At 67.2% G+C, this 26,628-nt stretch carries 22 protein-coding genes; 13 read left to right on the forward strand and 9 right to left on the reverse strand.

Features of this window, described 5'->3' with window-relative positions; all coding sequences use genetic code 11:
• The first annotated feature begins 161 nt into the window (after window positions 1-161).
• The 6 genes from leuC to glpK all read left to right on the forward strand — a co-directional run bounded on the left by leuC (window position 162) and on the right by glpK (window position 7,995).
• A complete protein-coding gene (gene leuC, locus ACTOWJ_RS09775) occupies window positions 162-1,613 on the forward strand; it encodes a 3-isopropylmalate dehydratase large subunit (RefSeq protein WP_441334418.1) in 1,452 nt (483 codons plus the stop codon).
• Window positions 1,613-2,275, forward strand: coding sequence for a 3-isopropylmalate dehydratase small subunit (gene leuD, locus ACTOWJ_RS09780; RefSeq protein ID WP_441334419.1), 663 nt, complete (start codon window positions 1,613-1,615; stop codon window positions 2,273-2,275). Before leuC ends, leuD begins: the two co-directional genes overlap by 1 nt.
• Window positions 2,265-3,353: a 3-isopropylmalate dehydrogenase gene (leuB, locus tag ACTOWJ_RS09785; RefSeq protein ID WP_441334420.1), complete on the forward strand. Its 1,089-nt coding sequence runs from the start codon at window positions 2,265-2,267 to the stop codon at window positions 3,351-3,353. Before leuD ends, leuB begins: the two co-directional genes overlap by 11 nt.
• Window positions 3,354-3,775: 422 nt before the next feature.
• Window positions 3,776-5,293, forward strand: coding sequence for a glycerol-3-phosphate dehydrogenase (gene glpD / locus ACTOWJ_RS09790; RefSeq protein WP_441334421.1), 1,518 nt, complete (start codon window positions 3,776-3,778; stop codon window positions 5,291-5,293).
• A gap of 352 nt (window positions 5,294-5,645) precedes the next feature.
• Window positions 5,646-6,365 (forward strand): MIP/aquaporin family protein, encoded by a 720-nt coding sequence (locus tag ACTOWJ_RS09795; protein ID WP_441334422.1) that lies wholly within the window; start codon window positions 5,646-5,648, stop codon window positions 6,363-6,365.
• Between the two features lie 124 nt (window positions 6,366-6,489).
• On the forward strand, window positions 6,490-7,995 hold the full coding sequence (gene glpK / locus ACTOWJ_RS09800) for a glycerol kinase GlpK (protein ID WP_441334423.1): 1,506 nt from the start codon (window positions 6,490-6,492) through the stop codon (window positions 7,993-7,995).
• 179 nt (window positions 7,996-8,174) lie between these two features.
• On the opposite strand, the gene ACTOWJ_RS09805 is transcribed toward glpK, so the two are convergent.
• Both ACTOWJ_RS09805 and ACTOWJ_RS09810 read right to left on the reverse strand, forming a co-directional pair.
• Window positions 8,175-11,333: an efflux RND transporter permease subunit gene (locus ACTOWJ_RS09805; RefSeq protein ID WP_441334735.1), complete on the reverse strand. Its 3,159-nt coding sequence runs from the start codon at window positions 11,331-11,333 to the stop codon at window positions 8,175-8,177.
• A gap of 129 nt (window positions 11,334-11,462) precedes the next feature.
• Window positions 11,463-12,563, reverse strand: coding sequence for an efflux RND transporter periplasmic adaptor subunit (locus ACTOWJ_RS09810; protein WP_441334424.1), 1,101 nt, complete (start codon window positions 12,561-12,563; stop codon window positions 11,463-11,465).
• Between the two features lie 512 nt (window positions 12,564-13,075).
• On the opposite strand from ACTOWJ_RS09810, the gene ACTOWJ_RS09815 reads away from it, so the two are divergent.
• From ACTOWJ_RS09815 to ACTOWJ_RS09825, 3 genes are all read left to right on the forward strand, one after another.
• Window positions 13,076-13,747, forward strand: coding sequence for a TetR/AcrR family transcriptional regulator (locus ACTOWJ_RS09815; RefSeq protein WP_441334425.1), 672 nt, complete (start codon window positions 13,076-13,078; stop codon window positions 13,745-13,747).
• Window positions 13,748-13,927: 180 nt separating this feature from the next.
• Window positions 13,928-14,593: a protein-L-isoaspartate O-methyltransferase family protein gene (locus ACTOWJ_RS09820; protein WP_441334736.1), complete on the forward strand. Its 666-nt coding sequence runs from the start codon at window positions 13,928-13,930 to the stop codon at window positions 14,591-14,593.
• 105 nt (window positions 14,594-14,698) lie between these two features.
• On the forward strand, window positions 14,699-16,123 hold the full coding sequence (locus tag ACTOWJ_RS09825) for a TolC family outer membrane protein (protein WP_441334426.1): 1,425 nt from the start codon (window positions 14,699-14,701) through the stop codon (window positions 16,121-16,123).
• A gap of 171 nt (window positions 16,124-16,294) precedes the next feature.
• Here ACTOWJ_RS09825 and waaA read toward each other — a convergent pair whose 3' ends face one another.
• A complete protein-coding gene (waaA, locus tag ACTOWJ_RS09830; RefSeq protein WP_441334427.1) occupies window positions 16,295-17,590 on the reverse strand; it encodes a lipid IV(A) 3-deoxy-D-manno-octulosonic acid transferase in 1,296 nt (431 codons plus the stop codon).
• A gap of 302 nt (window positions 17,591-17,892) precedes the next feature.
• Here waaA and lpxL point away from each other — a divergent pair, with 302 nt between their 5' ends.
• Window positions 17,893-18,819 carry an LpxL/LpxP family Kdo(2)-lipid IV(A) lauroyl/palmitoleoyl acyltransferase gene (gene lpxL / locus ACTOWJ_RS09835; protein WP_441334428.1) on the forward strand — a complete coding sequence of 309 codons (927 nt, stop codon included), beginning with the start codon at window positions 17,893-17,895 and terminating at the stop codon, window positions 18,817-18,819.
• 115 nt (window positions 18,820-18,934) lie between these two features.
• On the opposite strand, the gene ACTOWJ_RS09840 is transcribed toward lpxL, so the two are convergent.
• From ACTOWJ_RS09840 to ACTOWJ_RS09865, 6 genes are all read right to left on the reverse strand, one after another.
• The gene (locus tag ACTOWJ_RS09840) at window positions 18,935-20,287 is read right to left on the reverse strand and encodes an O-antigen ligase family protein (protein ID WP_441334737.1); all 1,353 of its coding nucleotides are present in this window, start codon (window positions 20,285-20,287) and stop codon (window positions 18,935-18,937) included.
• Between the two features lie 22 nt (window positions 20,288-20,309).
• Window positions 20,310-21,458, reverse strand: coding sequence for a glycosyltransferase family 4 protein (locus tag ACTOWJ_RS09845; RefSeq protein WP_441334429.1), 1,149 nt, complete (start codon window positions 21,456-21,458; stop codon window positions 20,310-20,312).
• Window positions 21,459-21,467: 9 nt separating this feature from the next.
• Window positions 21,468-21,671 carry a zinc-finger domain-containing protein gene (locus ACTOWJ_RS09850; RefSeq protein WP_441334430.1) on the reverse strand — a complete coding sequence of 68 codons (204 nt, stop codon included), beginning with the start codon at window positions 21,669-21,671 and terminating at the stop codon, window positions 21,468-21,470.
• 254 nt (window positions 21,672-21,925) lie between these two features.
• Window positions 21,926-22,639 (reverse strand): pirin family protein, encoded by a 714-nt coding sequence (locus tag ACTOWJ_RS09855; protein ID WP_441334431.1) that lies wholly within the window; start codon window positions 22,637-22,639, stop codon window positions 21,926-21,928.
• Window positions 22,640-22,688: 49 nt separating this feature from the next.
• Complete coding sequence (locus ACTOWJ_RS09860) at window positions 22,689-23,267, reverse strand: YceI family protein (RefSeq protein ID WP_441334432.1); 579 nt, start codon at window positions 23,265-23,267, stop codon at window positions 22,689-22,691.
• A 135-nt stretch (window positions 23,268-23,402) separates the two neighbouring features.
• Window positions 23,403-23,990 (reverse strand): malonic semialdehyde reductase, encoded by a 588-nt coding sequence (locus ACTOWJ_RS09865; RefSeq protein ID WP_441334433.1) that lies wholly within the window; start codon window positions 23,988-23,990, stop codon window positions 23,403-23,405.
• A 162-nt stretch (window positions 23,991-24,152) separates the two neighbouring features.
• Here ACTOWJ_RS09865 and ACTOWJ_RS09870 point away from each other — a divergent pair, with 162 nt between their 5' ends.
• The 3 genes from ACTOWJ_RS09870 to ACTOWJ_RS09880 all read left to right on the forward strand — a co-directional run bounded on the left by ACTOWJ_RS09870 (window position 24,153) and on the right by ACTOWJ_RS09880 (window position 26,609).
• Window positions 24,153-25,082: a mitochondrial fission ELM1 family protein gene (locus ACTOWJ_RS09870; protein WP_441334434.1), complete on the forward strand. Its 930-nt coding sequence runs from the start codon at window positions 24,153-24,155 to the stop codon at window positions 25,080-25,082.
• Between the two features lie 151 nt (window positions 25,083-25,233).
• Complete coding sequence (locus tag ACTOWJ_RS09875; RefSeq protein WP_441334435.1) at window positions 25,234-25,614, forward strand: hypothetical protein; 381 nt, start codon at window positions 25,234-25,236, stop codon at window positions 25,612-25,614.
• Entirely contained in the window at window positions 25,611-26,609 is a 999-nt protein-coding gene (locus ACTOWJ_RS09880; RefSeq protein WP_441334436.1) for a hypothetical protein, read from the forward strand. Before ACTOWJ_RS09875 ends, ACTOWJ_RS09880 begins: the two co-directional genes overlap by 4 nt.
• The last annotated feature ends 19 nt before the right edge of the window (window positions 26,610-26,628 follow it).

Consider the following 26,628-nt stretch of genomic DNA (forward strand, 5'->3'; position numbering starts at 1 on the left):
GCGGGGATCCAGAGACTTCCGATTGATGTCGCGATAAAGCCCTGGATCCCCGCCTTCGCGGGGATGACGGCTGAGAGAGTCGCGCGCGAATGAGACCACCAAATTCCGAAGATACGACAAACCGCTCCAGCCATAGCAGCCAAAGCACAACACCGGACTCCATGACTACCACCTCGGCTCATCCCACCACCTTGTTCGAAAAACTGTGGAACGCGCACCTGGTATCGCCCGAAAGCGATGCCGCGCCCGCGGTGCTCTACATCGACCTGCATCTGATCCACGAGGTCACCTCGCCGCAGGCCTTCGCCGAGCTCGAATCGCGCGGCCTGTCGCCGCGCCGGCCCGACCTGACCAAGGGCACGCTCGACCATTCCACCCCGACCCTGCCCGCCGGCGCCGACGGCCGCCTGCCCTACTACACCGCCGAAGCCGAAAACCAGGTCGACACCCTGCGCCGCAACTGCGCGCGCCACGGCGTCGAGTTGTTCGATTTCGACAGCGCGTACCGCGGCATCGTCCACGTGATCGGTCCGGAACTGGGCCTGACCCAGCCCGGCCAGACCATCGTCTGCGGCGACAGCCACACCGCCACCCACGGCGCGTTCGGCGCGCTGGCCTTCGGCATCGGCACCAGCGAAGTCGGGCATGTGCTCGCCACCCAATGCCTGTTGCAGCGCCGGCCCAAGACCCTGGCGATCAACGTCGAGGGTGAGCTCGCGCCCGGCGTCGGCGCCAAGGACCTGATCCTTCACGTGATCGGCGAGATCGGCGTCAATGGCGGCACCGGCCAGGTCATCGAGTACCGCGGCTCGACCATCCGCGCGTTGTCGATGGACCAGCGCATGACGGTCTGCAACATGTCGATCGAAGCCGGCGCGCGCGCCGGCCTGATCGCGCCGGATCAACTCACCTACGACTATCTCGCCAAGACCCCGCGCGCGCCGCGCGGCGGCGATTGGGATCGCGCGGTTGCGCGCTGGAACGAGTTCCGGACCGACGACGGCGCGGCGTTCGACCGCGAAGTGCATATCGATGCGAGCAAGATCAAGCCGACCCTGACCTGGGGCACGCATCCGGGCCAGGTCGCCGCGATCGATGCGCGTCTGCCTCAGGCCGACGATCCCGACGAAGCCAAGGCGCTGGCGTATATGGGCTTCGACGCCGGCGCGCCGATGGCCGGACGCCCGGTTGATGTGGTGTTCGTCGGCAGCTGCACCAACTCGCGCCTGTCCGACCTGCGCCAGGCCGCCGACGTGCTGCGCGGCCGCCACGTGCATCCGCGCGTGCGCATGCTGGTGGTGCCCGGTTCCGAACAGGTCAAGCGCGACGCCGAAGCCGAAGGCATCGATGCGGTGGTGCGCGCGGCCGGCGCGGAATGGCGCGAACCGGGTTGCTCGATGTGCATCGCCATGAACGGCGATCTGGTCGGCCCGGGCCAGTTGGCCGTTTCGACCAGCAATCGCAATTTCGAAGGCCGCCAGGGCAAGGGTTCGCGCACCCTGCTGGCTTCGCCGCTGACCGCGGCGGCCTGCGCGGTCGCGGGTCACGTGGTCGATCCGCGCGATTACCTCGACACCCCGGTCAAAAGCAACGACGTCAAGGAGGTCGCGTAATGTCCGCGTCCGTCAATCCGCCCGCAAACGACGACGGTTTCGTCGAACTGATCTCGCGCACCGCGGTGCTGCGCGAACGCAACATCGACACCGACCAGATCATCCCCGCGCGGTTTCTGACCACCACCCAGCGCAAGGGTCTGGGCCGCTTCGCCTTCAACGATTGGCGCTACCTCGCCGACGGTTCGCCCAACCCGGCCTTCGAGCTCAACAAGCCCGAGAACGCCGGCGCGGCGATCCTGGTCGCCGGGCGCAATTTCGGCTGCGGCTCCTCGCGCGAGCACGCGCCGTGGGCGCTCACCGACCTGGGCCTGCGCGCGGTGATCAGCAGCGAGATCGCCGACATCTTCCGCAGCAACTCGCTCAAGAACGGCCTGCTGCCGATCGTGGTCGCGCAAGAACTGCTCGACGAACTGCTGGACCAGCCCGGCATCGAGCTGCGCATCGACGTGCGCACGCGCACTTTGCATCTGCCCGACGGACGCAGCGTGCAGTTTCCGCTCGACTCGTTCGCGCAGACCTGCCTGCTCGAAGGCGTCGACCAACTCGGTTATCTGCTGCGCCAGATCGACGCTATCGAACATTTCGAACATTTCGAACATTTCGAACAGCGTCGCGAAGCGGCGGCGCAGAACCAACAGGAGCAACATCATGCGCGCTGACATCGTCGTACTCAAAGGCGACGGCATCGGTCCGGAGGTCACCGACGCGGCAGTGGAAGTGCTGCGCGCGGTCGCCCGCCGCTACGGTCACCAATTCACCCTGCACGAGCATCTGATCGGCGGCGCCGCCATCGATGCCACCGGCGAACCGCTGCCGGCGGCGACGCTGCAGGCCTGCCAGCGCGCCGACGCGGTGCTGCTGGGCGCGGTGGGCGGGCCAAAGTGGTCCGACCCCAAGGCCAAGGTCCGGCCCGAACAGGGCCTGCTGGCGCTGCGCAAGGGACTGGGCTTGTACGCGAATCTGCGCCCGGTGCAGCCGCACGCGGCCACCTTGGGCGCTTCGCCGATCAAGCCGCATCTGCTGGCGGGCGTGGACATGATCGTGGTGCGCGAACTCACCGGCGGCATCTACTTCGGCCAGAAGCAACGCAGCGATAACGCAGCCAGCGATCTGTGCGAATACAGCGTCGCCGAGATCGAACGGGTGGTACGCCGCGCGTGTCAACTGGCGCGCGGCCGCCGCAATCACGTGGTCTCGGTCGACAAGGCCAATGTGCTGGAGACCTCGCGGCTGTGGCGCGAAGTCGCCTCGCGGGTCGCGCGCGAGGAATTCCCGGACGTGACCTTGGAACACCAGTTGGTCGATTCGATGGCCATGCACCTGATCGCCAAGCCGCGCGCGTTCGACGTGATCGTCACCGAGAACATGTTCGGCGACATCCTCACCGACGAGGCCTCGATGCTGGCCGGCTCGCTCGGCCTGCTGCCGTCTGCGTCGCTGGGCGAAGGCAAAGTCGGGTTGTACGAGCCGATCCACGGCTCCGCACCGGACATCGCCGGCCGCGGCATCGCCAATCCCTGCGGCACCATCCTCAGCGTGGCGCTGCTGTTGCGGCATTCGCTGGGGCTGACCGCCGAGGCGGACTGCGTCGAACAAGCCGTTTCGGCGGTGCTCGATGCCGGCGTGCTCACCGCCGACCTGGCCCCGGCCGGACAGGCGGCGACTACGGCGGAAGTCACTGCGGCGGTGCTGGCGCGGTTGGAATTGCCGTGTCAGGTGGCGGAGTTGCGCGATTGACCTCTGCACCGCCTGCCCTCATCCGCCCTCCGGGCACCTTCTCCCGCACGCGGGAGAAGGACTCACGAGTCTCCAATTGCTAGACGTATTACTCCCTCTCCCGTTTACGGGAGAGGCTTGGGGTGAGGGCAAGCGAACCGCCATAACCTGCGTCGGCTCTTGCGCACCGCGCGCCCTCATCCGCCCTCCTGGCCCCTTCTCCCGCACGCGGGAGAAGGGGCCCACAAGTCTCCAGTGGTCTGTACCCCCTCCCCGATGCGTCCCCCGCATCGGGATTTTTTTGTCCGCGGTTTGCCGACCCGGCCGCCACCCCTCACCCGCCATTGATGTGAACCCAGGCAACAATCAGCCGGTAACCCTATGCCATCATCCTGACGCAACCTGGGTCGGCGACGCGCGGCCCGCAGCCAGACGCGGAGCGCATGACCGAGCAAGCAATCACGGCCGACCTGCTGATCGTGGGCGGCGGCATCAACGGCGTGGCGATCGCGCGCGACGCGGCCGGACGCGGACTGTCGGTGGTGCTGTGCGAACGCGACGACATCGCTTCGCACACCTCCAGCGCCAGCACCAAGCTCATCCACGGCGGGCTGCGCTATCTGGAGCAGTTCGAATTCGCCCTGGTCGGCAAGGCCCTGGCGGAACGCAAGCGGCTGCTGCGGATGGCGCCGCACATCATCTGGCCGCTGCGCTTCGTATTGCCGCACCAGCCGCATCTGCGACCGGCCTGGATGATCCGCATCGGTCTGTTCCTGTACGACCGCCTCGGTGGCCGGCGCGGACGCGGCCTGCCCGGTTCGCGCTCGGTCAATCTGCGCAAGCACATCGCCGGCCGGCCGCTGCAAGACGATTTCCACCGCGGCTTCGTCTATTCCGACGCCTGGGTGCAGGATGCGCGCCTGGCCGTGCTCAATGCGATGGATGCGGCCGAGCGTGGCGCCACCGTGTTGACGCGCACCGCGTGCGTGTCGGCGACGCGCGGCGAGCAGCGCTGGGATGCGCAACTGCGTGAGGCCGACGGCAAGACCCGCACGGTGCGCGCGCGCGTGCTGGTCAACGCCACCGGCCCCTGGGCCGCGCGCTTTCTCGATGAGGTCGCGCAGGTCAAGCACAACCACAATCTGCGCCTGATCAAGGGCAGCCACATCGTGGTGCCCAAGCTGTTCAATCACGATCACGCCTACATCTTCCAACAGCCCGATCGGCGCATCGTGTTCGCCATTCCCTACGAACACGATTACACCCTGATCGGCACCACCGACGTCGACTATCGCGACGACCCGTCGGCGCCGCGCATCGACGAAACCGAAACCCACTATCTGTGCGACGCGGCCTCGCGCTATTTCAAACAGCCGATCCGCCCTGACGACGTGGTCTGGACCTACAGCGGCGTGCGTCCGCTGCTCGACGACGACAGCGATGCGGCCTCGGAAATCACCCGCGACTATCTGCTGACCCTGGACCGGGAAGGCGCACCGCTGCTCAACGTGTTCGGCGGCAAGCTCACCACCTCGCGCAAGCTCGCCGAGGAAGTCTGCGACACGCTCTCGCCCCTGTTCGGCGCGCCGCGCCCGGTCTGGACCGGCGCGGCGCCGCTGCCCGGCGGCGATCTGCCGAACGCGGATTTCGAAGCCTTTCACGAGGACTTCAGCCTGCGCCGGCCCTGGCTGCCCGATGCGCTGGCGCTGCGCTTGTGCCGCAACTACGGCAGCCGCGCCTTGCGCATCGTCGAGAGTTGCTCGCACCTGGAGGATCTGGGCGAATGCTTCGGCTCGGATCTGTACGCGGCCGAGGTCGATTATCTGGTCGATTTCGAATGGGCGCAGCAGGCGCAGGATATTTTGTGGCGGCGCTCGAAGTTGGGGTTGCGAATCGATGTGCAGGGGCAGCGCAGGTTGCAGGAATACATCGCGGCTAGGTTTGGGGGCGCGGATGGCTAGGCTTGAGGGGTTGTTCGTAACCTTGGGAAGCGTAATGCCCACGCCGCCGCTTTTTTGCTTGTCATTCCCGCGAACGCGGGAGTCCAGCGACTTCAAACGTTCTCGCACGAAAGGCGCTGGATTCCCGCCTTCGCGGGAATGACGGTCTGGAAAGATGGCGCTGAAGTCTCTGGATTCCCGCCTTCGCGGGAATGACGGCATGAGGGAAACGCGGTAAACCTGAACGCGGCAAACCTGCCAGCAGGCCAACGCGGCAGCAACTCGACAGAAGTCCGCAACAAGTCAGAAGCAAGCTTCACCCAGCAACGCAAAACTAAAAAAGCACCACCCAGCACCAGGGAGACCCACCGCAATGGCCACACCGATGTCGCAATATCTCAGCGAGTTCATCGCCACCGGCATGCTGATCCTGCTCGGCAACGGCGTGGTCGCGGGGGCGCTGCTCAACAAATCCAAAGCCCAGGGCGCCGGCTGGGGCGTGATCACCGCGGCCTGGGGCCTGGCGGTGCTGATCGGCATCTACATCGCCGGTCCCACCAGCGGCGCGATCATGAATCCCGCGCTGACCATCGCGCTGGCGTCGATCGGCAAACTGTCCTGGGCGCTGGTGCCCGGCTTCGTGGTCGCGCAGATCGCCGGCGCGTTCGCCGGCGCGACCCTGGTGTGGCTGACCTATCTGGCGCACTGGCGCGTCAGCGACGATCCCGCACTCAAGCTGGCGATCTTCTGCACCGCTCCGGCGATCCGCGACACCAAGGCCAATGTGCTGACCGAAGTCATCGGCACCTTCGCCCTGACCTTCGGCGCACTCGCGATCGGCACCAACACCCTCGCCCCCGGCATGGGCCCGCTCGGCGTCGGCCTGTTGGTGGTGGTGGTCGGCATGTCGCTCGGCGGCCCGACCGGTTATGCGATCAATCCCGCGCGCGATCTCGGCCCGCGCATCGCCCACGCCTTGTTGCCGATCGCCGGCAAGGGCGGCTCGGACTGGGGCTATGCCTGGGTGCCTGTTGTGGCGCCGATCATTGGCGCGTTGCTTGGGGCTTTCGCTTTCCAGGCAGTTTACGGCTGAGGCGGGGAATGGAGGACATAAGGGGAATGGTGAGTTTCTCGTTCCTAGCTCCTCGCCCTCGTCCTGATCTTCCATTCCCCGCTCCCCTCATTCCTCCTTCCCTGTCCCAATGAGCACCAAGCCCATGACCGACACCTACATCCTCGCCATCGACCAAGGCACCACCAGTTCGCGGGCAATGCTGTTCGATCGCCACGGCGCGGTGGTCGGCGTGGCCCAACGCGAGTTCGAACAGATCTTTCCGCGCCCGGGTTGGGTCGAGCACGACCCGCGCGAGATCCTCGCCAGCGTGCAGACCACCGCGATCGAGGTCATGACCAAGGCCCAGATCAGCGCCTCGCAGATCGCCGGGATCGGCATCACCAATCAGCGCGAAACCACGGTGGTGTGGGACCGGCACACCGGCCAGGCGATCCACAACGCGATCGTGTGGCAATCGCGCCAGACCGCGCAGATCTGCGATCAGCTCAAGGCCGAGGGCTATGAGCCGATGGTGCGCGAGCGCACTGGTTTGCTGATCGACGCCTACTTCTCCGGCACCAAGGTCAAGTGGATTCTCGACAATGTCGAAGGCGCGCGCGAGAAGGCCGAGCGCGGCGATCTGCTGTTCGGCACCATCGACACCTGGCTGATCTGGAATCTGTCCGAGAACAAAGCCCACGTCACCGACTACAGCAACGCCTCGCGCACGCTGATGTACGACATCCACAAGCGCCAGTGGTGCCCGGAGCTGCTGGAGATGCTCGGCGTACCGGCTTCGATGCTGCCGGAAGTGCGTTCCAGCAGCGAGGTCTACGCGCACACCGGCGCACGCCATTTCTTCAACAATTCGGTTCCCATCGCGGGCGTCGCCGGCGATCAGCAGGCGGCGCTGTTCGGCCAGGCTTGCTTCGAGGCCGGCATGGCCAAGAACACTTACGGCACCGGCTGCTTCTTGCTGATGAATACGGGCGAAAAAGCGGTGCGCTCCGACAACGGCCTGCTGACGACCATCGCCTGGGGCATCGACGGCAAGGTCGAGTACGCGCTGGAAGGCAGCATCTTCGTCGCCGGGTCGGCAGTGCAGTGGCTGCGCGACGGCTTACGCATGCTCGGCAAGGCCGGCGATTCGCAGGCCTACGCCGAACGCGCGCGCTCGACCCAAGGCGTGTACTTCGTCCCGGCCTTCGTCGGCCTGGGCGCGCCATATTGGCGCAGCGATGTGCGCGGCGCGATGTTCGGCCTGACCCGCGGCACCAGCAAGGAGCACTTCGTCCGCGCGGTGCTCGAATCGCTGGCGTATCAGACCCGCGACGTGCTCAGCGCGATGCAGGCCGATTCCGGAATCGAACTCAAGGCCTTGCGCGCCGACGGCGGCGCGATCGCGAACGATTTCACCGCGCAGTTCCAGGCCGATATTCTCAACGTGCCGTTGAACCGGCCCAAGGTCAACGAAACCACCGCGCTCGGCGCGGCGTATCTGGCGGGTTTGGCGGTGGGGTTCTGGGAAAGCCGCGAGCAGATCGCCAAGCAATGGCAGGTCGAACGCAGCTTCGAGCCGCAGATGCTGGAGGACGAGCGCGAGAAGCTGTATGCCGGGTGGAAGCGCGCGATCGAAGCGACGTTGGCGTTCAGCGTCGAGCACACCTGATTGCGGCGGCGGCGACGGCGTTGCCGTTGTCGCCGCCGCAGTTGTGTTGCCGTGGTCGCGGCTTGCGCCGCTCCTACCGGGGCTTCGGTCGCAACGTTTCCGACTGTAGGAGCGGCGCGAGCCGCGACCGCGTCGATGCGACTACGACGAAAACCCGATCGCCCTGACCCACAGGGCGATCAAGTCTGTGCCGGCACCTTGACCTTGAACCAAGCCGCATACAACGCCGGCAGGAACAACAAAGTCAACGCGGTGGCCACCAACAGACCACCCATGATCGCCACCGCCATCGGCCCGAAGAAGGCGCTGCGCGACAGCGGGATCATCGCGAGGATCGCGGCCAATGCGGTCAACACGATCGGCCGGAATCGCCGCACCGTCGCGTCCACGATCGCCTTCCACGGCTCATGCCCTTCGCCGCGATCCTGTTCGATCTGATCGACCAGGATCACCGAGTTGCGCATGATCATGCCGGCCAGCGCGATCGTGCCCAACATCGCCACGAAGCCGAACGGGACCCGGAAGATCAGCAGGAACAAGGTCACCCCGATCAGCCCCAGTGGCGCGGTCAGCAGCACCATGAGGCTGCGTGAGAAGCTGCGCAGCTGCAGCATCAGCAAGGTGAACACCGCGAACAGGAACAGCGGCATGCCGGCGTTGATCGACTTCTGCCCGCGCGCGGAATCCTCGACGCTGCCGCCGACCTCGATCGAATACCCGTACGGCAATTGCGAACGCAGCCCGTCCAGGGTCGGCGAGATCTGCGCCATCACCGACGCCGGCTGGGTGCCGTCGTAGATGTCGGCGCGCACGGTCATGGTCGGCAGACGGTCGCGGTGCCAGATGATGCCCTCCTCGAAACCGTACTCGAGCGTGGCGATCTGGGTCAGCGGCACGCTGCGGCCGCTGCTGGTGGGCACCATCAGGCTGCCGAGCATGTCCAACTGCAGGCGTTCCTGTTCCGGCCCGCGCAACAACATTTCGATCAGCTCGTTGCTCTCGCGGTAGGTGCTGATGTGCGAGCCCGACAGCGAGCTGGACAGGAACTGCGACAGCTGCGCCGAGCTGATCCCCAGCGCGCGCGCGCGCTCCTGGTCGACCTGCAGACGCACCACCTTGCTCGGCTCGTCCCAATCCAGATTGACGTTGGCCACGTGCGGGTTGGCGCGAATCTTTTCGCGCGCCTGGTAGGCGATCTTGCGTACCACGTCGATGTGTTCGCCCGACACGCGGAACTGCACCGGATAACCGACCGGCGGGCCGTTCTCCAGGCGGGTCACTCGCAATTGCAGCTCGGGGAAGCGCGGCACCACGTCCTTGATGATCCAGTTGCGCAGCGTTTCGCGATCGGCCAGGGTCTTGGGCATCAACACGAACTGGGCGAAGTTGGCCGCCGGCAGTTGTTGATCCAGCGGCAGATAGAAGCGCGGCGAACCGGTGCCGACATAGGACACGTAGTTGGCCAGGTCCTTGCGTTGCTTGAGCAACGCCTCAAGCCGCTTGGCCTGCTCGCCGGTCTGATGCAGCGAGGAGCCCTCGGCCAGCTCCATGTCGACCATCAGTTCCGGCCGCACCGAATCGGGGAAGAACTGCTGCGGCACGAAGCGGAACAGGAAGATCGAACCGATGAAGGCGGCGACGGTGATGCCGATGACCAACCAGCGCCGGCGCACGCACCAGGTCACCCAACCGCGGAAGCGCACGTAGAACTTGGATTCGTACGGATCGTGGGCATGGTCCACCGGCTCCTTCGGCGCGATCACGCTCGACAGCAGCGGTATGCGCTTGGCGAGATTGCTGCGCGCGTCGTGCCAGCGCGCGGCCAGCGACCCCGGCTTGGGCGCGGCGGCGTGGCCGTGATCGGGCAGCAGCTTGTCGCCGAGGAACGGGATGAACGCCACCGCCGCGATCCACGACACGCACAAGGCGATGGTCACCACTTGGAACAACGAACGCGTGTATTCGCCGGTGCTCGACGCTGCGGTCGCGATCGGCAGGAAACCGGCCGCGGTGATCAAGGTGCCGGTCAACATCGGGAACGCGGTGCTGTCCCAGGCGAAGGCGGCCGCGCGCAGGCGGTCGAATCCCTGCTCCATCTTGATCGCCATCATCTCCACGGCGATGATCGCGTCGTCGACCAACAGGCCCAACGCCAGCACCAGCGCGCCGAGCGAAATCTTGTGCAGGCCGACGCCGAAGAAATCCATCACCGCGAAGGTCATCGCCAGCACGAGCGGAATCGAAAGGGCGACCACCAGTCCGGTGCGCAAGCCCAGCGAGAAGAAGCTCACCAGCAGCACGATCGCCACCGCCTCGGCCAGCACCCGCACGAACTCGCCGACCGACTCCTCCACCGCCGCCGGCTGATCGGCGACCTTGCGCAGTTGCATGCCCGCCGGCAGGGTCTTCTGCAGGTTGGCGAATTCGATTTCCAGGGTCTTGCCGAGCTTGAGGATGTCGCCGCCCTGCTTCATCGACACGCCGATGCCGATCGCGTCCTCGCCCATGAAGCGCATGCGCGGCTGCGGCGGATCGGAGAAGCCGCGGCGCACTTCGGCTACGTCGCCCAGTCGGAAGGTGCGGTCGCCGACGCGGATCGGGAACTGTTTGATCTGATCGACCGACGTGAACTGCCCGCCGACACGGATCGGCACCCGGCTCGACGGCGTTTCGAAGAAACCCGCCGAAACCAGCGCGTTCTGCTGATTCAGCGCGTCCTGCACCGCCTGCGCCGGAATGCCCAGGGTGGAGAGCTTCACGTTCGACAGCTCGACCCAGATCTTTTCGTCCTGCACGCCGATCAGTTCGATCTTGCCCACGTCCTGCTGGCTTTGCAGCGCGAGTTGGACGCGTTCGGCGTAGTCCTTGAGCACGGCGTAGTCGAAGCCCTGGCCGGTGAGCGCGTAGATGTTGCCGAAGGTATCGCCGAACTCGTCGTTGAAGAACGGGCCGATGACGTCGCTGGGCAAGGTCGGGCGGATGTCGCCGATCTTCTTGCGCACCTGGTACCACAGCGGCTGGATGTCGCCGGAGTGCATCGAATCGCGCGCGGCGAAGATCACCTGCGACTCGCCGGCACGCGAGTAGGAGCGGATGAACTCGTACTCGCCGGTCTCCATGAGCTTCTTCTCGATCCGCTCGGTGACCTGGCGCGAGACTTCCTCGGCGGTCGCGCCCGGCCACAGCGTGCGCACCACCATGACCTTGAAGGTGAAAGCCGGGTCTTCGCTGCGGCCCAGGCGCAGGTACGACATCGCGCCGGCCAACGCGAGCACCAGCATCGCGTAGACGATCAGACTGCGGTGGCGCAGGGCCCATTCGGAAAGGTTGAAGCGCATAGATAAACTCACTTCGATATCCCCCTCTCCCGCTTCGCGGGAGAGGGCAGGGGTGAGGGCACGAGGGTCAGCGGAACTGCCAATTCATGAATGCCACGCCGCCCATTCCCAGCGCCGCGCGCATCGCGATCACTTGCCGACCGGATGGTTCTCGCGATCGACCGCGAGCACTTTCTGGCCGTCGCGCAGCAGATGGCCGCCGGCGGCGACGACCCAGTCGTTCGCGCCCAGGCCCGAGGTCACCGGCACGCGATCGGGTCCGTAGGGCCCGACGCCGATGGATTTGAGCTTGACCGTGCCGCTGGCGATGTCGGCGACGAATACCGCCGTGCCCTGACCGGTGCGCTGCACCGCGGCGAGCGGCACGCTCAAGCCGGAAGCGGCCGCGTCGGGCTGGTAGATGCGCGCGCTCTGGCCCAGCTCCAAGGTACCGGCCGGCGCATCGACGGCGACCCGCGCGGCATAGGTGCGCGAGGCCGGATCGGCCGCGGGCGAGACTTCGCGCACCCGCCCGGGCCAGCGCTTGCCGGGAATCGACCACAGCTCGACCAACACCTGCTGGCCTGGCTTGAAGGTCGCAATCGCCCCTTCCGGTACGGCGAACGCGATTTCGCGCGCGCCGTCGGCGGCCAGCCCGAACACCTGTTGGCCGGCGGCGACCACCTGCCCGGCTTCGGCGCTGCGCGTGGCGATCACGCCGGCGGCCGGCGCGCGCAGTTGGGTGTAGGCCGATTGATTGCGCGCGACATCCAGATTGGCGCGCGCCGAATTGAGCTGACCTTGCGCGGCCTTGGCCGCGGCGTCCTGCGCGTCGATCGCCGAGCGGCTGACCAGTTGCCCCGTGCCCAATTGGGCGAAACGCAGCTGATCGGCGCGCGCCCGCGCGTATTCGGCCTCGGCGGCGGCGAACTGCGCCTGCGCCGCTCGGGTCTGCGCGTCCAGATCGCCCGGATCGAGCACCGCCAGCACCTGCCCGGCGGCGACGTGGGCGCCGACGTCGACTTTGCGCTCGATCAGCTTGCCGCCGACCCGGAACGACAACGGGCTTTCTTCGCGGGCGCGCACTTCGCCGGCATAGGCGGTGACGGCGTTGATCGCGCCGGTGGGCTTGCTCACCAGCACCGGCCGCGCGGCTTCCACCGTCGGCTTGCCGTTGCCGCAGGCCACCAGGGCCAGGGCCAGCGCCGCGGCCAACAGCGCCGTCCCCGCGCGGCGAACGCCGACGGTCACGGGCCGCCCGGCACCGGTCGGGACCGGGCGGAAAGCGGAAAAATTCCGGCTACGCATTGCGGATGGCCTCATCGGGAATTAATGTACTTGGCGGTACTGTATAAATATCGAACCACGCAGTCCAGTATTGTTACCTATCCAGCGCCCCAACCCACCCACACCGCGTAGTCCTATCCGCACCTGCGCCTCAACCCACCGGGTCTGCGGGTAATCCAACACCCCTTCCATTACCTCACCCACACCACGAGTCCTATCCGCACCTGCGCCTCAACCCGCCGGGTCTGCGGGTAATCCAGCACCCCTTCCATTACCTCACCCACACCACGAGTCCTATCCGCACCCGCGCCTCAACCCACCGTGTCTGCGGGTAATCCAGCACCCCTTCCATTACCTCACCCACACCGCGAGTCCTGTCCGCACCCGCGCCCCAGCCCATCGGCTCTGCGCGTAGTCCAAGTATCCCCCGCTCCGCCCCACCCACTCTGCGCACGCGTAGTCCAATATCCCACCCCATGTCCTCACCCCGCCCCACCAACCCAGCGCAGCCCACGTCCCCCTCCAAGCCGGCCGGTCCCGGCCGCCCGAAGGACCTGAGCAAGCGCAACGCGATCCTCGAAGCGGCCAAGCGGCTGTTTCTGATCGACGGCTTCGACGGCGTGAGCATGGATCAGATCGCGACCGGGGCCGGCGTCTCCAAGCTCACCGTTTACAGCCATTTCGGCGACAAAGAGACCCTGTTCGGCGCCGCGGTGAAGGCCTACTGCGAGCAGCACCTGCCCCCGCCGCTGTTCGAACCGGCCCCGGCGACCCCGCTGCGCGCGCGTCTGATCGAGATCGCCGCCGCTTTCTACGAGATGATCAGCACGCCCGAGGCGATCCAGATCCACCGCCTGCTGTGCTCGCCGCAGGTGGTCGAATCGGCGCTGTCGAAGATGTTCTGGGACGCAGGTCCGCAACGCCTGCACGACGAATTCGAGGCGCTGTTGGTGCGCCGGGTCGAGTCGGGCGAACTGGACATCACCGACACGGCGCGCGCGGCGACCCAGTTCTTCGCCCTGGTCAAGGGCGAGCCGCACGCCTTGCTGATGTTCGGCTGCGGCTTCACCGGCAAGGTCGAGCTCAAAGCGCATATCGAGGCCTCGGTGACGATGTTCCTGCGCGCCTATGCCCGGCGCGAGGGCTGACCGTACCGGGTCCGGCGCGGTGCCGGGACCGGCCCGGATGGGGCTAAGTGCGCACGGTGCCAGGAGTTCTGGTGACTTTCGGCACTAAGCTGCGACCGGTGGGTGGTTAATTCTTTTTCTGCCGGGGACGCGCGGTCCCGGTAGAATTCGCGGTCCCCGCGCACGATGAAGACCCTCATGATTACGATCGATTACGCCAAAGCACGTGAACTGATGGTCGAACAACAAGTTCGGCCCTGGGACGTGCTCGACCCGCGCGTGCTCGATGTGCTGGCGCAGCTGCCGCGCGAGGCCTTCGTGGCCGACGCGCACCGCAACCTGGCCTACACCGACCTGCCGCTGCCGATGGCGCATGGGCAATTCATGATGAAGCCGGTGATGGAAGGCCGCACCCTGCAATCGCTGGCGGTCGATCCGACCGACGACGTGCTGGAGATCGGCACCGGCAGCGGCTACCTCACCGCCTGCCTGGGCCGCCTGGCCCGCGAAGTGGTCAGTCTGGAGATCCACGCCGACCTCGCGACGACCGCGCGCGAACGGCTGGCCGGCCAGTCCATCCTCAATGCCCAGGTGGTGCAGGCCGATGCGCTGAACTACAGCACCGACCGCCGTTTCAACGCGATCTGCGTGACCGGCGCGGTGTCGCAGATTCCGCCGCAATGGCTGCAATGGCTGCAGCCGGGCGGCCGCCTGTTCGTGGTCCGCGGCCGTTCGCCGGCGATGGAAGGCGTGCTGGTGACCGCAGGCGAACGCAACGAAGTCAACGCTTCGCGCATCCAATCGTTGTTCGAAACGGATCTGCCTTACCTCCAAGGCGCCGCGCCCGCGCCCGCCTTCGAGTTCTGACCGTCCTGTCAGTTGCCCGTCAGCACCTCGTAAGAGCCCGCATGCCAGCATGCGGGTGTTGAAAACAAGCAAGCCCTCAAAAACAAGCAAGTCCAAGGAAGCCGCATGATCCGCCGTCCGCTCGTTCTTGCCCTGGCTCTAACCCTTCTGCCGGCTGCCGCATCGGCGGAAGACCTGTTGCAGACCTACGAGGCGGCCCGCCTGGGCGATCCTCAGCTGTCTGCGGCCCAAGCCAACCGGCAGGTGAGCCAGGAAGAACGCGTCCAGGCGCGCGCGCGCATGCTGCCCTCGCTGACCGGCGAAGCGCGGTTGACCCGCAGCCGCAGCTTCAGCAAAAGCACCGGCAACATCGGCAGCGATCCGACCGATCCGACCGGGCAGCTGCCGTTCGGCACCAACATCGAGACCAACAGCACCCAGCGCAACTACTCGGTCAACGCGAGCCAGATGATCTACAACCGCGCGATCATCAAGGGCTTCGAAAGCCAGAGCGCGCTCACCGAATCCAGCGACTACACCTTGGAATCGGCCAGCCAGCAGCTGATCACCCGCACCTCGTCGGCCTATTTCGCCGTGCTGGTGGCGCTGGAGAACCTGGCCGCGGCCGAAGCCGCCGAGACCGCGCTGCAGAAGCAGTTCGACTACGCCTCCAAGCGTTTGGAAGTCGGACTGGCGCCGATTACCGACGTGCACGAAGCGCGCGCTCAGTACGACGACGCGCGCGCGCGCACCATCACCACGCGCAACACGGTCGAGGATTCCTATCAGGCGCTGAGCGAAATCACCGGCCAGCCGGTGCGCACGCTCAAGGCGCTGCCGGCCGACTTCAAGCCCAGCCTGCCCGAATCGCAGAACGTGGACAGCTGGGTCAATCGCGCGATCGAGAACAATCCCTCGCTGCACGCGCAGGAGCTGGCCGTGCGCTCCGCCGAAATCAGCGTGGAAACCGCGCGCGCCGGCCACTGGCCGACCCTGACGCTCGGCGCCGGCTACGGCGACTCCGCGTCCTGGGGCGATGCCCGCGTGGGCAGCCTGCCTTCGGAAGACACCCGCAGCTCCGGCAGCCGCGGCCCGAGCATCGGCCTGACCTTGTCGGTGCCGCTGTATTCCGGCGGCGCGGTGCAATCGGGCGTGCGTCAGGCGCTGGCCCGCCGCGACGGCGCGCAGGACGAGTACGAACGTCAGAAGCGCCTGCTGGTGCGCAACACCCGCAACGCCTATCAGGTGCTGGTCGCCGGCATCAGCGAAGTCGAGGCGCGCCGTCTGGCGGTGGTCTCGGCGCAAGCCGCTTACGACGCGTCCCAGGTCGGCCTGGAAGTCGGCACCCGCACCGTGCTGGACGTGTTGAACAACCAGCGCACCCTGCTGCAGGCGCAACAGGCCTACGCCGAGTCCAAGTACAACTTCTTGCAGAACCGCCTGCTGCTGGAGCAATCGGCCGGTTCGCTCGACGTGGCCGACGTGCAGGACATCAACCGCCTGCTGACCGCCGACGCGGCGACCAATCTGGCGCCGCCGCCCACGCAGTGAGCGCGTTCCGACGCTTGCATCGCGCATGAAAACCGCCGGCCCGCCCGGCGGTTTTTCTTTATGGGCGACTGCAGGAGCGGCGCAAGCCGCGGCCGCGACCTCGCGGCTGTCGACGCGGCTATGGTTTCGCGGTCGCGGCTTGCGCCGCTCCTACAGCCAGCTAGCGTCAGATCAGGGCGGCGGCGGCAACGACGGCCGCAGCAACGCCATCGTCCGCGCCAATGCGCCGCGGCCGAGTTCGACCAGGGCGCGGCCGGCGTCGATCATCTGCGCGCGTTCCAGCGAATCGGCTAGCAAGCGCTCGATCGCCGCCTCCACCGCATCGGCATCCTGACCGATGCGCAACGCTCCTGCATCGTCGAGCCGCTGGGCGATCTCGACGAAGTTGTGCAGGTGCGGGCCGGTGACGATCGGCGTGCCGGTGGCCGCCGGTTCGAGCAGATTGTGCCCGCCGATCGCCTGCAGGCTGCCGCCGACGAAAGCCACGTCGGCGCAGGCGTAGAAACTCATCAACTCGCCGAGCGTGTCGATCACGAACACATCGTCGCCCGGCTGCGGCCAGCGCGCGCGCGAACGCGTCGACACCTGCCAGCCGGCGCTGCGCGCGTTCTCGGCGACCATCCGGAAACGCTCGGGATGACGCGGCGCCCACAGCAGCAACAAGCCGGGGAAGCGTTCGCGCAGGCGGCGATGCATGGCCACGGTGGCGGCTTCTTCGTCCTCGTGGGTGCTCGCGGCGATCCACACCGGACGCTCGCCGGTATGGCGGTGGCACTCCAGCGCGAACTCCTCCAAAGCGTCGGGCACGCTGACGTCGAATTTAAGGTTGCCGGTCTGGATCACCTGGTCGGGATTGGCGCCGAGCTGGATGAAGCGCTCGCCGTCGGCGCGCGACTGCGCGGCGACCGCGCGCACCGTGCGCAGCGCCCGGCTGACCAGCGGTGCCAGCACGCGATAGCCGCGCAATGAGCGCTCCGACAGCCGCGCGTTGAGGATATAGGCGGGAATCCCGCGATCGCGGCAACCGAACAGCAGGTTCGGCCACAGTTCTGTTTCCATGATCAGCGCCGCGCACGGTTTGTGATGGCGCAGGAAACGGCCGACCGCGCCGGGCAGATCGTAGGGCAGATACACGTGTTCGACCGAATCGCCCCAGGCCGAACGCGCGCGATCCGAACCGGTCGGGGTGATGGTGGTGACCAGCAGGCGCAGGTCGGGCCGGCCGCGGCGCAATGCGTTGACCAGCGGGATGGCGGCATTGACCTCGCCGACCGAGACCGCGTGCAGCCACAGCGTGCGCGACTGCGCCGGCCCGCGGTAGATCGCGTAGCGCTCCAGCCAGCGCTGGAAGTACGCGGGCTGACGGAAACCGCGCCAGATCAGGTGATAGACCGTGACCGGCGCCAACAGATACAGCGCGACCGAATACAGGCCGCGCAACAGGCGCTCGATGAAGTCTTTCCGCATGGCGCTAAGGATACGGGCTGCGGCAGTGATTCGCAGGTGGAGACGGCGGTGGCGCGGCGCGGCGCAGGCCCGGCGGAGCCGCATGCGAGCGCTGGCGGGCGCCGCGCGGCGCATTCCGCGCCGTGCTGCCCGCCGTTATCTCCAGGCCGATATTCCCGCGATCCGCGCGCTCCCTCAGCCTGTTTGCGCCTGCCATGCGCGCCTTCGTGCGAGCCGTGCTCTGCCGCGGCTCGCGCGCTCCCGCAGACGGCGATTTCTCATGCCCTGCAGGCATTCACGGCATCACCGAATACACTAGCGACATGGCCGAACCCGCCCTGCCCCCGCGTCCCTCCCTGCTTTCGCCGCGCCTGTGGCCGATGTGGCTCGCGCTGGCCGGCATGTGCTTCGGCGCACGCCTGCCCTGGGGCCTGCAGCGCCTGCTCGGCGGCTGGATCGGCGCGTTCGCGTTGCGCGCGGCGAGCCAGCGCCGGCGCGCGGCGCGGATCAACCTGAAGCTGTGTTTCCCCGAGAAAAGCGAGGCCGAACGCGAAGTCCTGCTGCGCGAGAGCTTCCGCGACCTGGGCATCGGCTTCTTCGAGTTCGCCCGCGCCTGGTGGGGCGAGGTGACGCCGATGCGGCGCACGGTGCGGATCGAGGGCGTGGAACTGCTCGATGAAATGCGCGCCGCCGGGCGCGGCGTACTGATGATCTCGGGCCACTTCATGACCCTGGAGATGTGCGGCCGGCTGATGTGCGACCAATTGCCGTTGGCCGGCATGTACCGCAAGCATCGCAATCCGGTCATGGAATGGGCGGTCAAGCGCGGCCGCCTGCGCTATGCCCGCGCCATGTTCACCAACGAGGAAATCCGTCCGGCGATGCGCCACCTCAAGCAAGGCGGCTTTCTGTGGTACGCGCCCGATCAGGACATGCGCGGCAAGGACACCGTGTTCGCGCCGTTCTTCGGCGTGCCCGCGGCAACGATCACCGCGACCCATCAATTCGCCCGCCTCAGCGGTTGCGCGGTGGTGCCGTTCTTCCATCGCCGCGAAGGCGCCGACTACATCCTGCGCATCGGCGCGCCGTTGACGGAATTTCCGTCCGACGACGCGACCACCGACAGCGCCCGCGTCAACGCACAGATCGAGAGCATGGTGCGCGAAGCGCCGACCCAATACCTGTGGATCCACCGCCGCTTCAAGCGCCGACCGCCCGGTCTGGTTTCGCCGTACAAGAAACGACCCTGACTTCGAAAGTCACGGTAGCCTCCTGTAGGAGCGGCGCAAGCCGCGACCGCGACATCGCATTTACCTCGCAGGTGTGATGTCGCGGTCGCGGCTTGCGCCGCTCCTACAGGGAGTTTCAGCGACTATCGACCCGCGTGCCCTCCACCGCCGACTGCGCCAGCAGACTGCCGGCGTACAACGCCGCCAGCAACAGGGTCAGCCCGCCCCAGAAAGTCGAATAAAACGCCAGGTGGGTGTTGAACGGGAACACCGTCACCAGCAAGGCCAACATCGCCGGCCGCGCCCGCTCGCGCGCGAGCGTGTCGGCGAAGATCCACGCGCGCCAGGCCAACGCCGCGCCGGCCAGCCACATCAGCAGGCCGAACGCACCGGTTTCGCTGAGCACTTCCAGCAGCAGTTGATGCGCGTGCAAGGCCGGCCCCTCGCCCCAGGACGTGGTCACGCCCGGTTGCGGATCGCAGGCCGGGAAGGCCTCGCGGAAACCGCGCGCGCCCACGCCGTTGACCGGATGCTCGGCGACCATGCAGGTGGCCGCGCGCCAAATCCGCGTGCGTCCCGACAACGCCGTATCCACCCCGGCCAGATCCGCGCTGACGATCTGCGCGGTGCGCACCAACCGATCGTGCACTTGCGCCGAGGTCAGATTCAGCACCACCAAGGCCAGCAGCGCCGAAGCGAACAACACCAGCAGGCGTTTGACTCCGAGCAAGCGCCAGCCCGAGAGCAGCAACACCAGCGCGAAAGTGATCCATGACGCGCGCGAACCGGCCAGCACCACCACGATGCCGACCGCCGCGGCCGCCGTCAGCCAACCGCCCACGCCGTAACGCCGCGCGGCCGCGTACAGCACGAACGGCGAGAAACTCGCGATCACCTGACCGAGCTTGAGATTGCACGGTCCCAGAATGCCGCCGAGCCGATCGACCATCGCCATCTCGGCCGCGCTGCACATGCCGTGGTCGCTGATCGAACGCTTGAGCGAATCGATCGCGAAGAACAAAGGGCTGGTGCCGCTGATGCCCTGCAGCAGCGCATCCACCGTCCACACCGAGATGATGATCGCCAATCCGCCGAAGGTCGTGCGCCGTCCTTGCGGCGAAGCCACCGCTGCGGCGACCAACCACAGGAACGGCAGATAGCGCAGATCCACCGCGGCTTCGCGCAAGGCGCGGCCCGGATCGACCGCATCGATCGCCGAGATCAGCTCCGGCAGCCAGTAGGCCGCGAACAGCACGCTGGTCAACGCCCAGGCCGGATCGCTGAGCAAGCGCGCGCCGGTGTTGAAGCGCTGCAGCACCAGCTTCACCAGCATGGTCACCGCGCCCAGGCTGAGTACCGCTTCGGCGACGCCTGGCGCGAACAACAGCGCGACGTAGGCCAGCACCCAGACCGGCGCCCAGCGCCAGCCGACGATCTCCGGCGGCCGCAGCGACGGCGCGCGCGGACCCTCGCCGGCGACGTCGGCCAGCGGCGAACCCGCGCCGGCCGCGCTAGCTTGAGGTGACGTCGAGGAGTTCGGCATAGACGGCAAGCGTGGCCTCCTGCATCGCCTGCAGGGAAAACCCCATCGTATCGACTGCCGGCGGAGCTTGCGTTAGCAATTCGCAAGCCGCGCTGTGCGCGGCCTGCGCATCGAACGGGGCGACCGCGCCGCCCGGCTGCAACTGCGTCAGCAGTTCGCCGACGCCGCCGTGATTCCAGCCCAGCACCGGCCGCCCGCACGCCAGCGCCTCGACCACGGTGCGGCCGAACGCCTCGGGCTTGCGCGAGAGTTGCAGCACCAGATCGCTGGCCGCGTAGGCGCGCGCGATCGCGTCGGTGGGCGCGGTGAAGGCGACCGCGTCGGCGACGCCGAGTTGCTGGGCGAGCTGTTCCATTTCGGCGATGTAGGCCTCACGTCCGGCTTCGCGCGCGCCCGGCAGCCACAGCCGCGCATCGCGGCCGCCGGCGCGCAGATCGGCCAACAGTTGCAGGCCGTCGGCATGGCCTTTCAATCGCGTGCCGCGACCGGGCAGCAACAGCAAGGGCCCGTCGCCGCCCAAGACCGGATGCGACGCCGCGGCCCAGGCGCGCGCGTCGCGGTCGGGCCAGGGCGCGCGCGGGAACGCCGCCGGATCGATTCCGCGCGGAATGATCCGCAGCTTGTCGGCTTCGGTGTCGGGATAATGTAGGAGCACGTAATCGCGCACCGTGTGCGAGACGCAGATCACCCGTTCGCCGCGGGTCATCACCGCGCTGTAGCGCGAAGGCGAATTCAGACCGTGCACGGTGGTGACCCAGCGCGGCCGCGCGGCTTCGCTCATGCCGCGCCAGGCCAGCAGGCCGACCCAGGCGGGCAGGCGCGAACGCGCGTGCACCAGATCCACGCCTTGTTCGGCCCACAACCGGCGCAGCGTGAAGGCGTGCAGCAGGGTCGAAGGCGATTTACGCCCGATCGGCAGTTCGATGTGTTCCGCGCCGCTGGCCAGCAGCCTGGGCACTAGACGGCCGCCGGCCGAGACCACGATCGCGCGATGGCCGGCGCCCACCAGCGCTTCGGCGACTTCCAGGGTGGAACGCTCCACGCCGCCGGATTCCAGCGCCGGCAGCAGCTGCATCACGGTCAGCCGGCGCGTGGGGGTCGGCTGCAGCGATGCCATGGCGGAAGGTCAGTCGTCGACCAGGGTGAAATGCGCGCCGCAGTACGGGCACTGGCATTCGCGCTCGGCCTCGATCGGCAGGTACACGCGCGGATGCGAGTTCCACAGCGCCATCGACGGCAACGGGCAGCTCAACGGCAACTCGGAGCGAGTCACGGTGTAGCGCTGGTCGGCGTTGGCCTGGGTGGGATGGGCGTTGGCTGCGGTGGTCATTGGGGGACGACGGGTGGCGACGCGGGGTGGCAGTTTAACAGCGTGGGCGTGGGGTTCGGTGATGATCCGGTTTCGCGGGCATGGGCCATGCGAGCCCGCCCGCCCCAACCGCCCCGTGTAGGAGCGGCGCAAGCCGCGACCGCGAAACGCGCCTATGTCGTAACGGCGAGGTCTAAATCGAGGCCCTACGCTTGCGTCGCAGGCGGCATGTCGCGGTCGCGGCTTGTGCCGCTCCTACACCGGTCGCTATGCGCTCAGCGCGCCGGCGGCAATTCGAACCACAACACATCGGCGGGCGATTCGCCTGCGCCGGTCAAGATCAACTCCGCCGATTCCTCGCTGAAGCCCAGCGCATCGCCGGCCTCCAGAGCTCGGCCGTTGGCCTCGATCCGGCCTTGCGCCACCTGCAGCCAGTACAAGCGCTTGGGATCCAGCGTCCGCCGCGCCCGACTGCCCTGACCCAGGGCCAGCGAATACAGGTTCACGTCCTGACGGATCGGCACGCCGCCGTGAACGCCATCGCGCGAGGCGCGCAATACGAACTCGCCGTCCTTCGTCTCGGCCGCCGTGGGCTGCGCGTACGCCGGTTGCGCATTGAGCCGATCGGGCTGGACCCATATCTGCAGGAAATGCACCGGTTCGGTCTTGGACGCGTTGTATTCGCTGTGTTCCACGCCGTGACCGGCGCTCATCCACTGCAGCTCGCCCGGGCCGATGGTGCCGCCGCCCCCGCTGCTGTCCTTGTGCGCCAACCCGCCGCTGAGCACGTAGCTCAGGATTTCCATGTTGGCGTGGCGATGCGGGGCGAAGCCCGCGCCGGGATCGACGCGGTCTTCGTTGATCACGCGCAGACAACCGAAGCCCATCCAGGCCGGATCGTAATAACCGCCGAAGGAAAACGTGTGGCGGCTGTCGAGCCAACCGGCCTGGACGCGGCCGCGTGCACTGGAGGGACGTTCGATGATCATGCGCGCATCAGTTTACCGATTGGATCGACTGACCGTACCGGTCGCCGGCTCAGGGCTTGGGCACGATCGCTTCGGTGGTGATGCGGATCTTGATCTCGTCGCTGACGTTGGGCACGTACTTGCCGATGCCGAAATCGCTGCGCTTGAGCGTGGCGGTGGCGTCGAAGCCGGCCGCGGCGCGCTTGGCCATCGGCTGTTCGCCGATCTTGTTGATGTTCACGTCCAGCACCGTCGGCTTGGTCACGCCGTGCACGGTCAGATCGCCGGTCACCTTGAGCTTCTTCTCGCCGGCCGCTTCGACCTTGGTGCTCTTGAAGGTGATGGTCGGGAACTTGGCCGCGTCGAAGAAATCCGCGCTCTTGAGGTGCTCGTCGAAATCGCCCACGTGCGAATCCAGGCCGTCCAGCGGAATGGTCACCTCGACCTTGGAGGCGGCCGGCTTGGCCGGATCGTAGGTGATGCTGCCGTCGACCTTGCCGAAATGCGCGACCGGGTTGGAGAAGCCGAAATGGCTCCAGCTGGCGATCACGTCGGTGTGGTTGGGGTCGATCTTGTAGGTCAGCGGTGCGGCAACGGCGGTGCCGGCGAACGCCAGGCCCAGGGCGGCGGCGAGCAGGATGCGCTTCATGGTGGGGCTCCTCGAAAGGGTCGATCGGATGGGATGACTAGACGCAGCGGGTAGAAACACAACGCGAAACCACTATGGCGCAACGGGCGCGGACGACGATCCGCTCGCGCTCGGAACCGGGTCGGCGCGCACGCATCAATCGATGCGCGCGGCCTCGTCGAACGGCAGGCGCGGCGAACGCGGGAACAACTGGGCGTGGTCGCCGGCGCCGAGATTGATCAGGAAGTTGGACTTGATCTGGGTGCCGGCGAAGAAGGCTTCGTCGACCTTGGCGTTGTCGAAGCCCGACATCGCGCCGGTGTCCAGGCCCAGCGCGCGCGCGGCCAGGATCAGGTAGGCGCCCTGCAGGCTGCCGTTGCGGAACGCGGTGATGTTGATCGCCGCTTCTTTGCCGGCGAACCAACTGCGCGCGTCGTCGTGCGGGAACAGGTAGGGCAGCTTTTCGTAGAACTCCAGGTCGTGGGCGACGATCACCGTGACCGGCGCGGCCAGGGTCTTGGCCAGATTGCCTTCCGACAGGGCCGGGCGCAGCTTCTCCTTGGCGTCCTTGGACTTCACGAACACGAACCGGGCCGGCGAGCCGTTGGCGCTGGTCGGGCCCCACTTCACCAGGTCGTAAAGCTGACGCAGCGTCTCGTCGCTGACCTCGCCGCCCAGGACGTTATGGGTGCGGGCGGTGCGGAACAGCTGATCGAGGGCTTCGTCGTTCAAAACCTTGGACATGGTCTTCTCCGTGGGGCTGCCAAGCTTGGCAAGGTGGTCGGGAGACGGAAGTGTAGAGTCTCGATGCGACCGCAAAACCGACACTCCCGGAACGGATTACCTGCACCCGTGCAACGAAACGGCCTTTCTGCGAAGACTGACTCCATTGCTGCAACTTGGTTATTGACCGACGGCCATGCCGGCAACCAACGCCAAGCCAGCGCGCTGGCCCAGGCCCTGGGCCGGCCGGCGACCGACTGGATCCTCAGCCCGCGCGCGCCCTGGCGCTGGACGTCGCCGCGCAAACTGCCCGGCGCGCTCAACGCCTTCGGCCCCGATTTCGTGCGCGCCCTGCAGGCCCGGCCGCGGCTGGCGATCGGCTGCGGCCGCCAGGCCGCGCTGGCGACCCGGCTGCTGCGCGGCCCGGCCTGCCAGACCGTGCAGATCCTCAACCCGCGCATCGCCACCGGCCACTGGGACTTGGTGATCGCGCCCGAGCACGACGGCCTGAGCGGCGCCACGGTGATCACCCTGCTCGGCAGCCTGCACCCGGTCGACGACCTGTGGCTGGCCGGCGCGCGCAAGACCTTCCCCGCCTTCGGCGCCCTGCCCGGGCCGCGCACCGCGCTGCTGCTGGGCGGCTCCAGCGCGCACGCCGACTTCGACCAGGCCGCCTTCGACGCCTTGGCCGAACACCTGCAGATCTTGCTGGAACGCGAAGGCGGCAGTCTGCTGGCGACCACCTCGCGGCGCACCCCGGCGGCGATCCGCGCACGCTTGCGCGAGCGGCTGGCGCGGTTGCCGAAGGTGTCGTGGTACGAACCCGGCGAAGGCACCAATCCCTATCCCGGCCTGCTCGGCTGGGCCGACCGCATCGTCTGCACCGCCGACTCGGTCAACATGCTCTCCGAGGCCGCGGCCACCCGCGTGCCGGTGTTCGTGTTCGGCAGCGAGCGCGTCGACGGCCGCCCGCGCCGCTTCGTCGACAGCCTGCTCGGCCTGGGCCGCGCGCGCGCGTTCGACGAGCAGTTGCTGCCGTATCCGGTGACGCCGCTGCGCGAGACGGCGCGGGTGGCGCAGGAAGTGCGGCAACGCTTGCGACTCGCGGACTGATCGCCGCGTACGACGCTGGCCGTTGCGGCCCTCGCATTGCGTAGTAGCTGGGACAGAGCGCCGCTTGCGTCAGGGGCCTGCGCGCCGGCGTAGCAGCGAAGCTGTGTCGGCGCACGGGGAGCGTCGCCGAAACCGACCGGGAACGACGGCAATGAATGCCGCGCCTGCGCGTACCTCCATAAGCGCCTTGCTGCTGGCCCTGATCGCGGCGGCGTCCGGCTGCGCCAGCATTACCGTCTACTCGCGCGAAGGCACGATCCGTACGCGCGGATTGTTCGGCACGCGCGTGCAGGCGTATGCGCTGTCGCCGCTGGCCATCCATACCCGCGGCCTGGGCGTGTTCGCCGCGCCGCGCTCGCTGAGCCTGGGCCTGCAATCGCAAATCGTGCTCTACGCACCGCGTCCGGACGATTGCCGGGTCGTCCTGATCGCCCAAAGTCCCGAACAGACCCGACGCTTGCTTGAGGTACTCGACAGCGGCGGCGTGAAGCCGTCGGACATCTGCACTGACACAGGGGAACTCGCACAATGAAGACCGTCACCGCCTCTTGCATCGCGGTCCTGCTGGTACTGGGTGGCTGCGCGACCATGGAACAAGCGCCTCTGGTCTATTCGTCCAAGACTTCGGTAGGAGTGGATATTTCGACAACGTCCACCGAAACACCTGGACTGTCGATGAGCGTGGGCGTCAAGCTGGTCGACGCCGCGTACGTTCCGGTCGCCGTATCAAAGCGCTGCCAGACCAAGGACGGCGGCTATGAATGCAGCCCCGCCATCAACGGCGTCCATATCATCGGCGGCACCGCCAGCGGAGGCGGCCAGGACGAATCCGTCGACGCCGACTTGAAAGCGCAGAACTATCAAAAGGCGCTACAGGACTTCGGCGCCGCGGTGGTCGGCGCCCGCGACGCCAGCGCCGACGCGGACGACGCACGCGAGCAATACAAACGACTGGAGAGCCTGTCGCGTCGAGACAGCGAATACAACGCCCGCCAGGCCGATCTGATCAAACTCACCGCGCTGCGGCCCGCCGCAAGCACCGCGCCGCCGACCGGTTTCGACAACGCCGCCAACGAGAAGAAGATCTCCGACATCGAGCGATTGGCGTTGAGCGCCGGCGAAGCCGCGGATCTGGCGGCCGATCCCAACCTGACCAACGCCACAAGAAAGCGCAACGAAACCGTCGCCGAGCAAGACAGGGCAACCGATCTGCTGGCCAAGCGCCGCAACGAACTCACCGCCGCCCGCGAAGCGCTGGCGCTGAAGAAGGACTCCTATTCGGTGTTCGGAAGTTTCGAAAACAAGAATTCCGCCGACGCCAAGGGCGCCTCGGTGTCGCTGGGCAAGATCTTCGCCACCGGGGTCGCTTCGCAGAATATTTCGCAAGGGTTGGCGAAGTACTACCAGCACCGAGATTCGAGCGCGTGCTATCAAGCCGTCAGTGAACAAGCCGCGCTGATCAACAACGCGGACAAGGTAGAAAGATTGCTGCAGCAGTGCATCAATCTGAGCAAGAAAGGAGAGTAAGCGGCCTCGACCGTCCAGC

This window comes from Lysobacter sp. CA199 (assembly GCF_052078715.1).
GTDB lineage: Bacteria > Pseudomonadota > Gammaproteobacteria > Xanthomonadales > Xanthomonadaceae > Lysobacter.

Bases quoted from the DNA above. Each gene is read 5' to 3' on its own strand.
- ACTOWJ_RS09855 (WP_441334431.1), bottom strand. From the start codon at position 22,639: ATGATCATCGAACGTCCCTCCAGTGCACGCGGCCGCGTCCAGGCCGGT.
- ACTOWJ_RS09805 (WP_441334735.1), bottom strand. From the start codon at position 11,333: ATGCGCTTCAACCTTTCCGAATGGGCCCTGCGCCACCGCAGTCTGATC.
- ACTOWJ_RS09875 (WP_441334435.1), top strand. From the start codon at position 25,234: ATGAATGCCGCGCCTGCGCGTACCTCCATAAGCGCCTTGCTGCTGGCC.
- waaA (WP_441334427.1), bottom strand. From the start codon at position 17,590: ATGCGGAAAGACTTCATCGAGCGCCTGTTGCGCGGCCTGTATTCGGTC.
- leuB (WP_441334420.1), top strand. From the start codon at position 2,265: ATGCGCGCTGACATCGTCGTACTCAAAGGCGACGGCATCGGTCCGGAG.
- ACTOWJ_RS09860 (WP_441334432.1), bottom strand. From the start codon at position 23,267: ATGAAGCGCATCCTGCTCGCCGCCGCCCTGGGCCTGGCGTTCGCCGGC.
- ACTOWJ_RS09845 (WP_441334429.1), bottom strand. From the start codon at position 21,458: ATGGCATCGCTGCAGCCGACCCCCACGCGCCGGCTGACCGTGATGCAG.
- glpK (WP_441334423.1), top strand. From the start codon at position 6,490: ATGACCGACACCTACATCCTCGCCATCGACCAAGGCACCACCAGTTCG.
- glpD (WP_441334421.1), top strand. From the start codon at position 3,776: ATGACCGAGCAAGCAATCACGGCCGACCTGCTGATCGTGGGCGGCGGC.
- lpxL (WP_441334428.1), top strand. From the start codon at position 17,893: ATGGCCGAACCCGCCCTGCCCCCGCGTCCCTCCCTGCTTTCGCCGCGC.
- ACTOWJ_RS09850 (WP_441334430.1), bottom strand. From the start codon at position 21,671: ATGACCACCGCAGCCAACGCCCATCCCACCCAGGCCAACGCCGACCAG.
- ACTOWJ_RS09795 (WP_441334422.1), top strand. From the start codon at position 5,646: ATGGCCACACCGATGTCGCAATATCTCAGCGAGTTCATCGCCACCGGC.
- ACTOWJ_RS09865 (WP_441334433.1), bottom strand. From the start codon at position 23,990: ATGTCCAAGGTTTTGAACGACGAAGCCCTCGATCAGCTGTTCCGCACC.
- leuD (WP_441334419.1), top strand. From the start codon at position 1,613: ATGTCCGCGTCCGTCAATCCGCCCGCAAACGACGACGGTTTCGTCGAA.
- leuC (WP_441334418.1), top strand. From the start codon at position 162: ATGACTACCACCTCGGCTCATCCCACCACCTTGTTCGAAAAACTGTGG.
- ACTOWJ_RS09815 (WP_441334425.1), top strand. From the start codon at position 13,076: ATGTCCTCACCCCGCCCCACCAACCCAGCGCAGCCCACGTCCCCCTCC.
- ACTOWJ_RS09880 (WP_441334436.1), top strand. From the start codon at position 25,611: ATGAAGACCGTCACCGCCTCTTGCATCGCGGTCCTGCTGGTACTGGGT.
- ACTOWJ_RS09825 (WP_441334426.1), top strand. From the start codon at position 14,699: ATGATCCGCCGTCCGCTCGTTCTTGCCCTGGCTCTAACCCTTCTGCCG.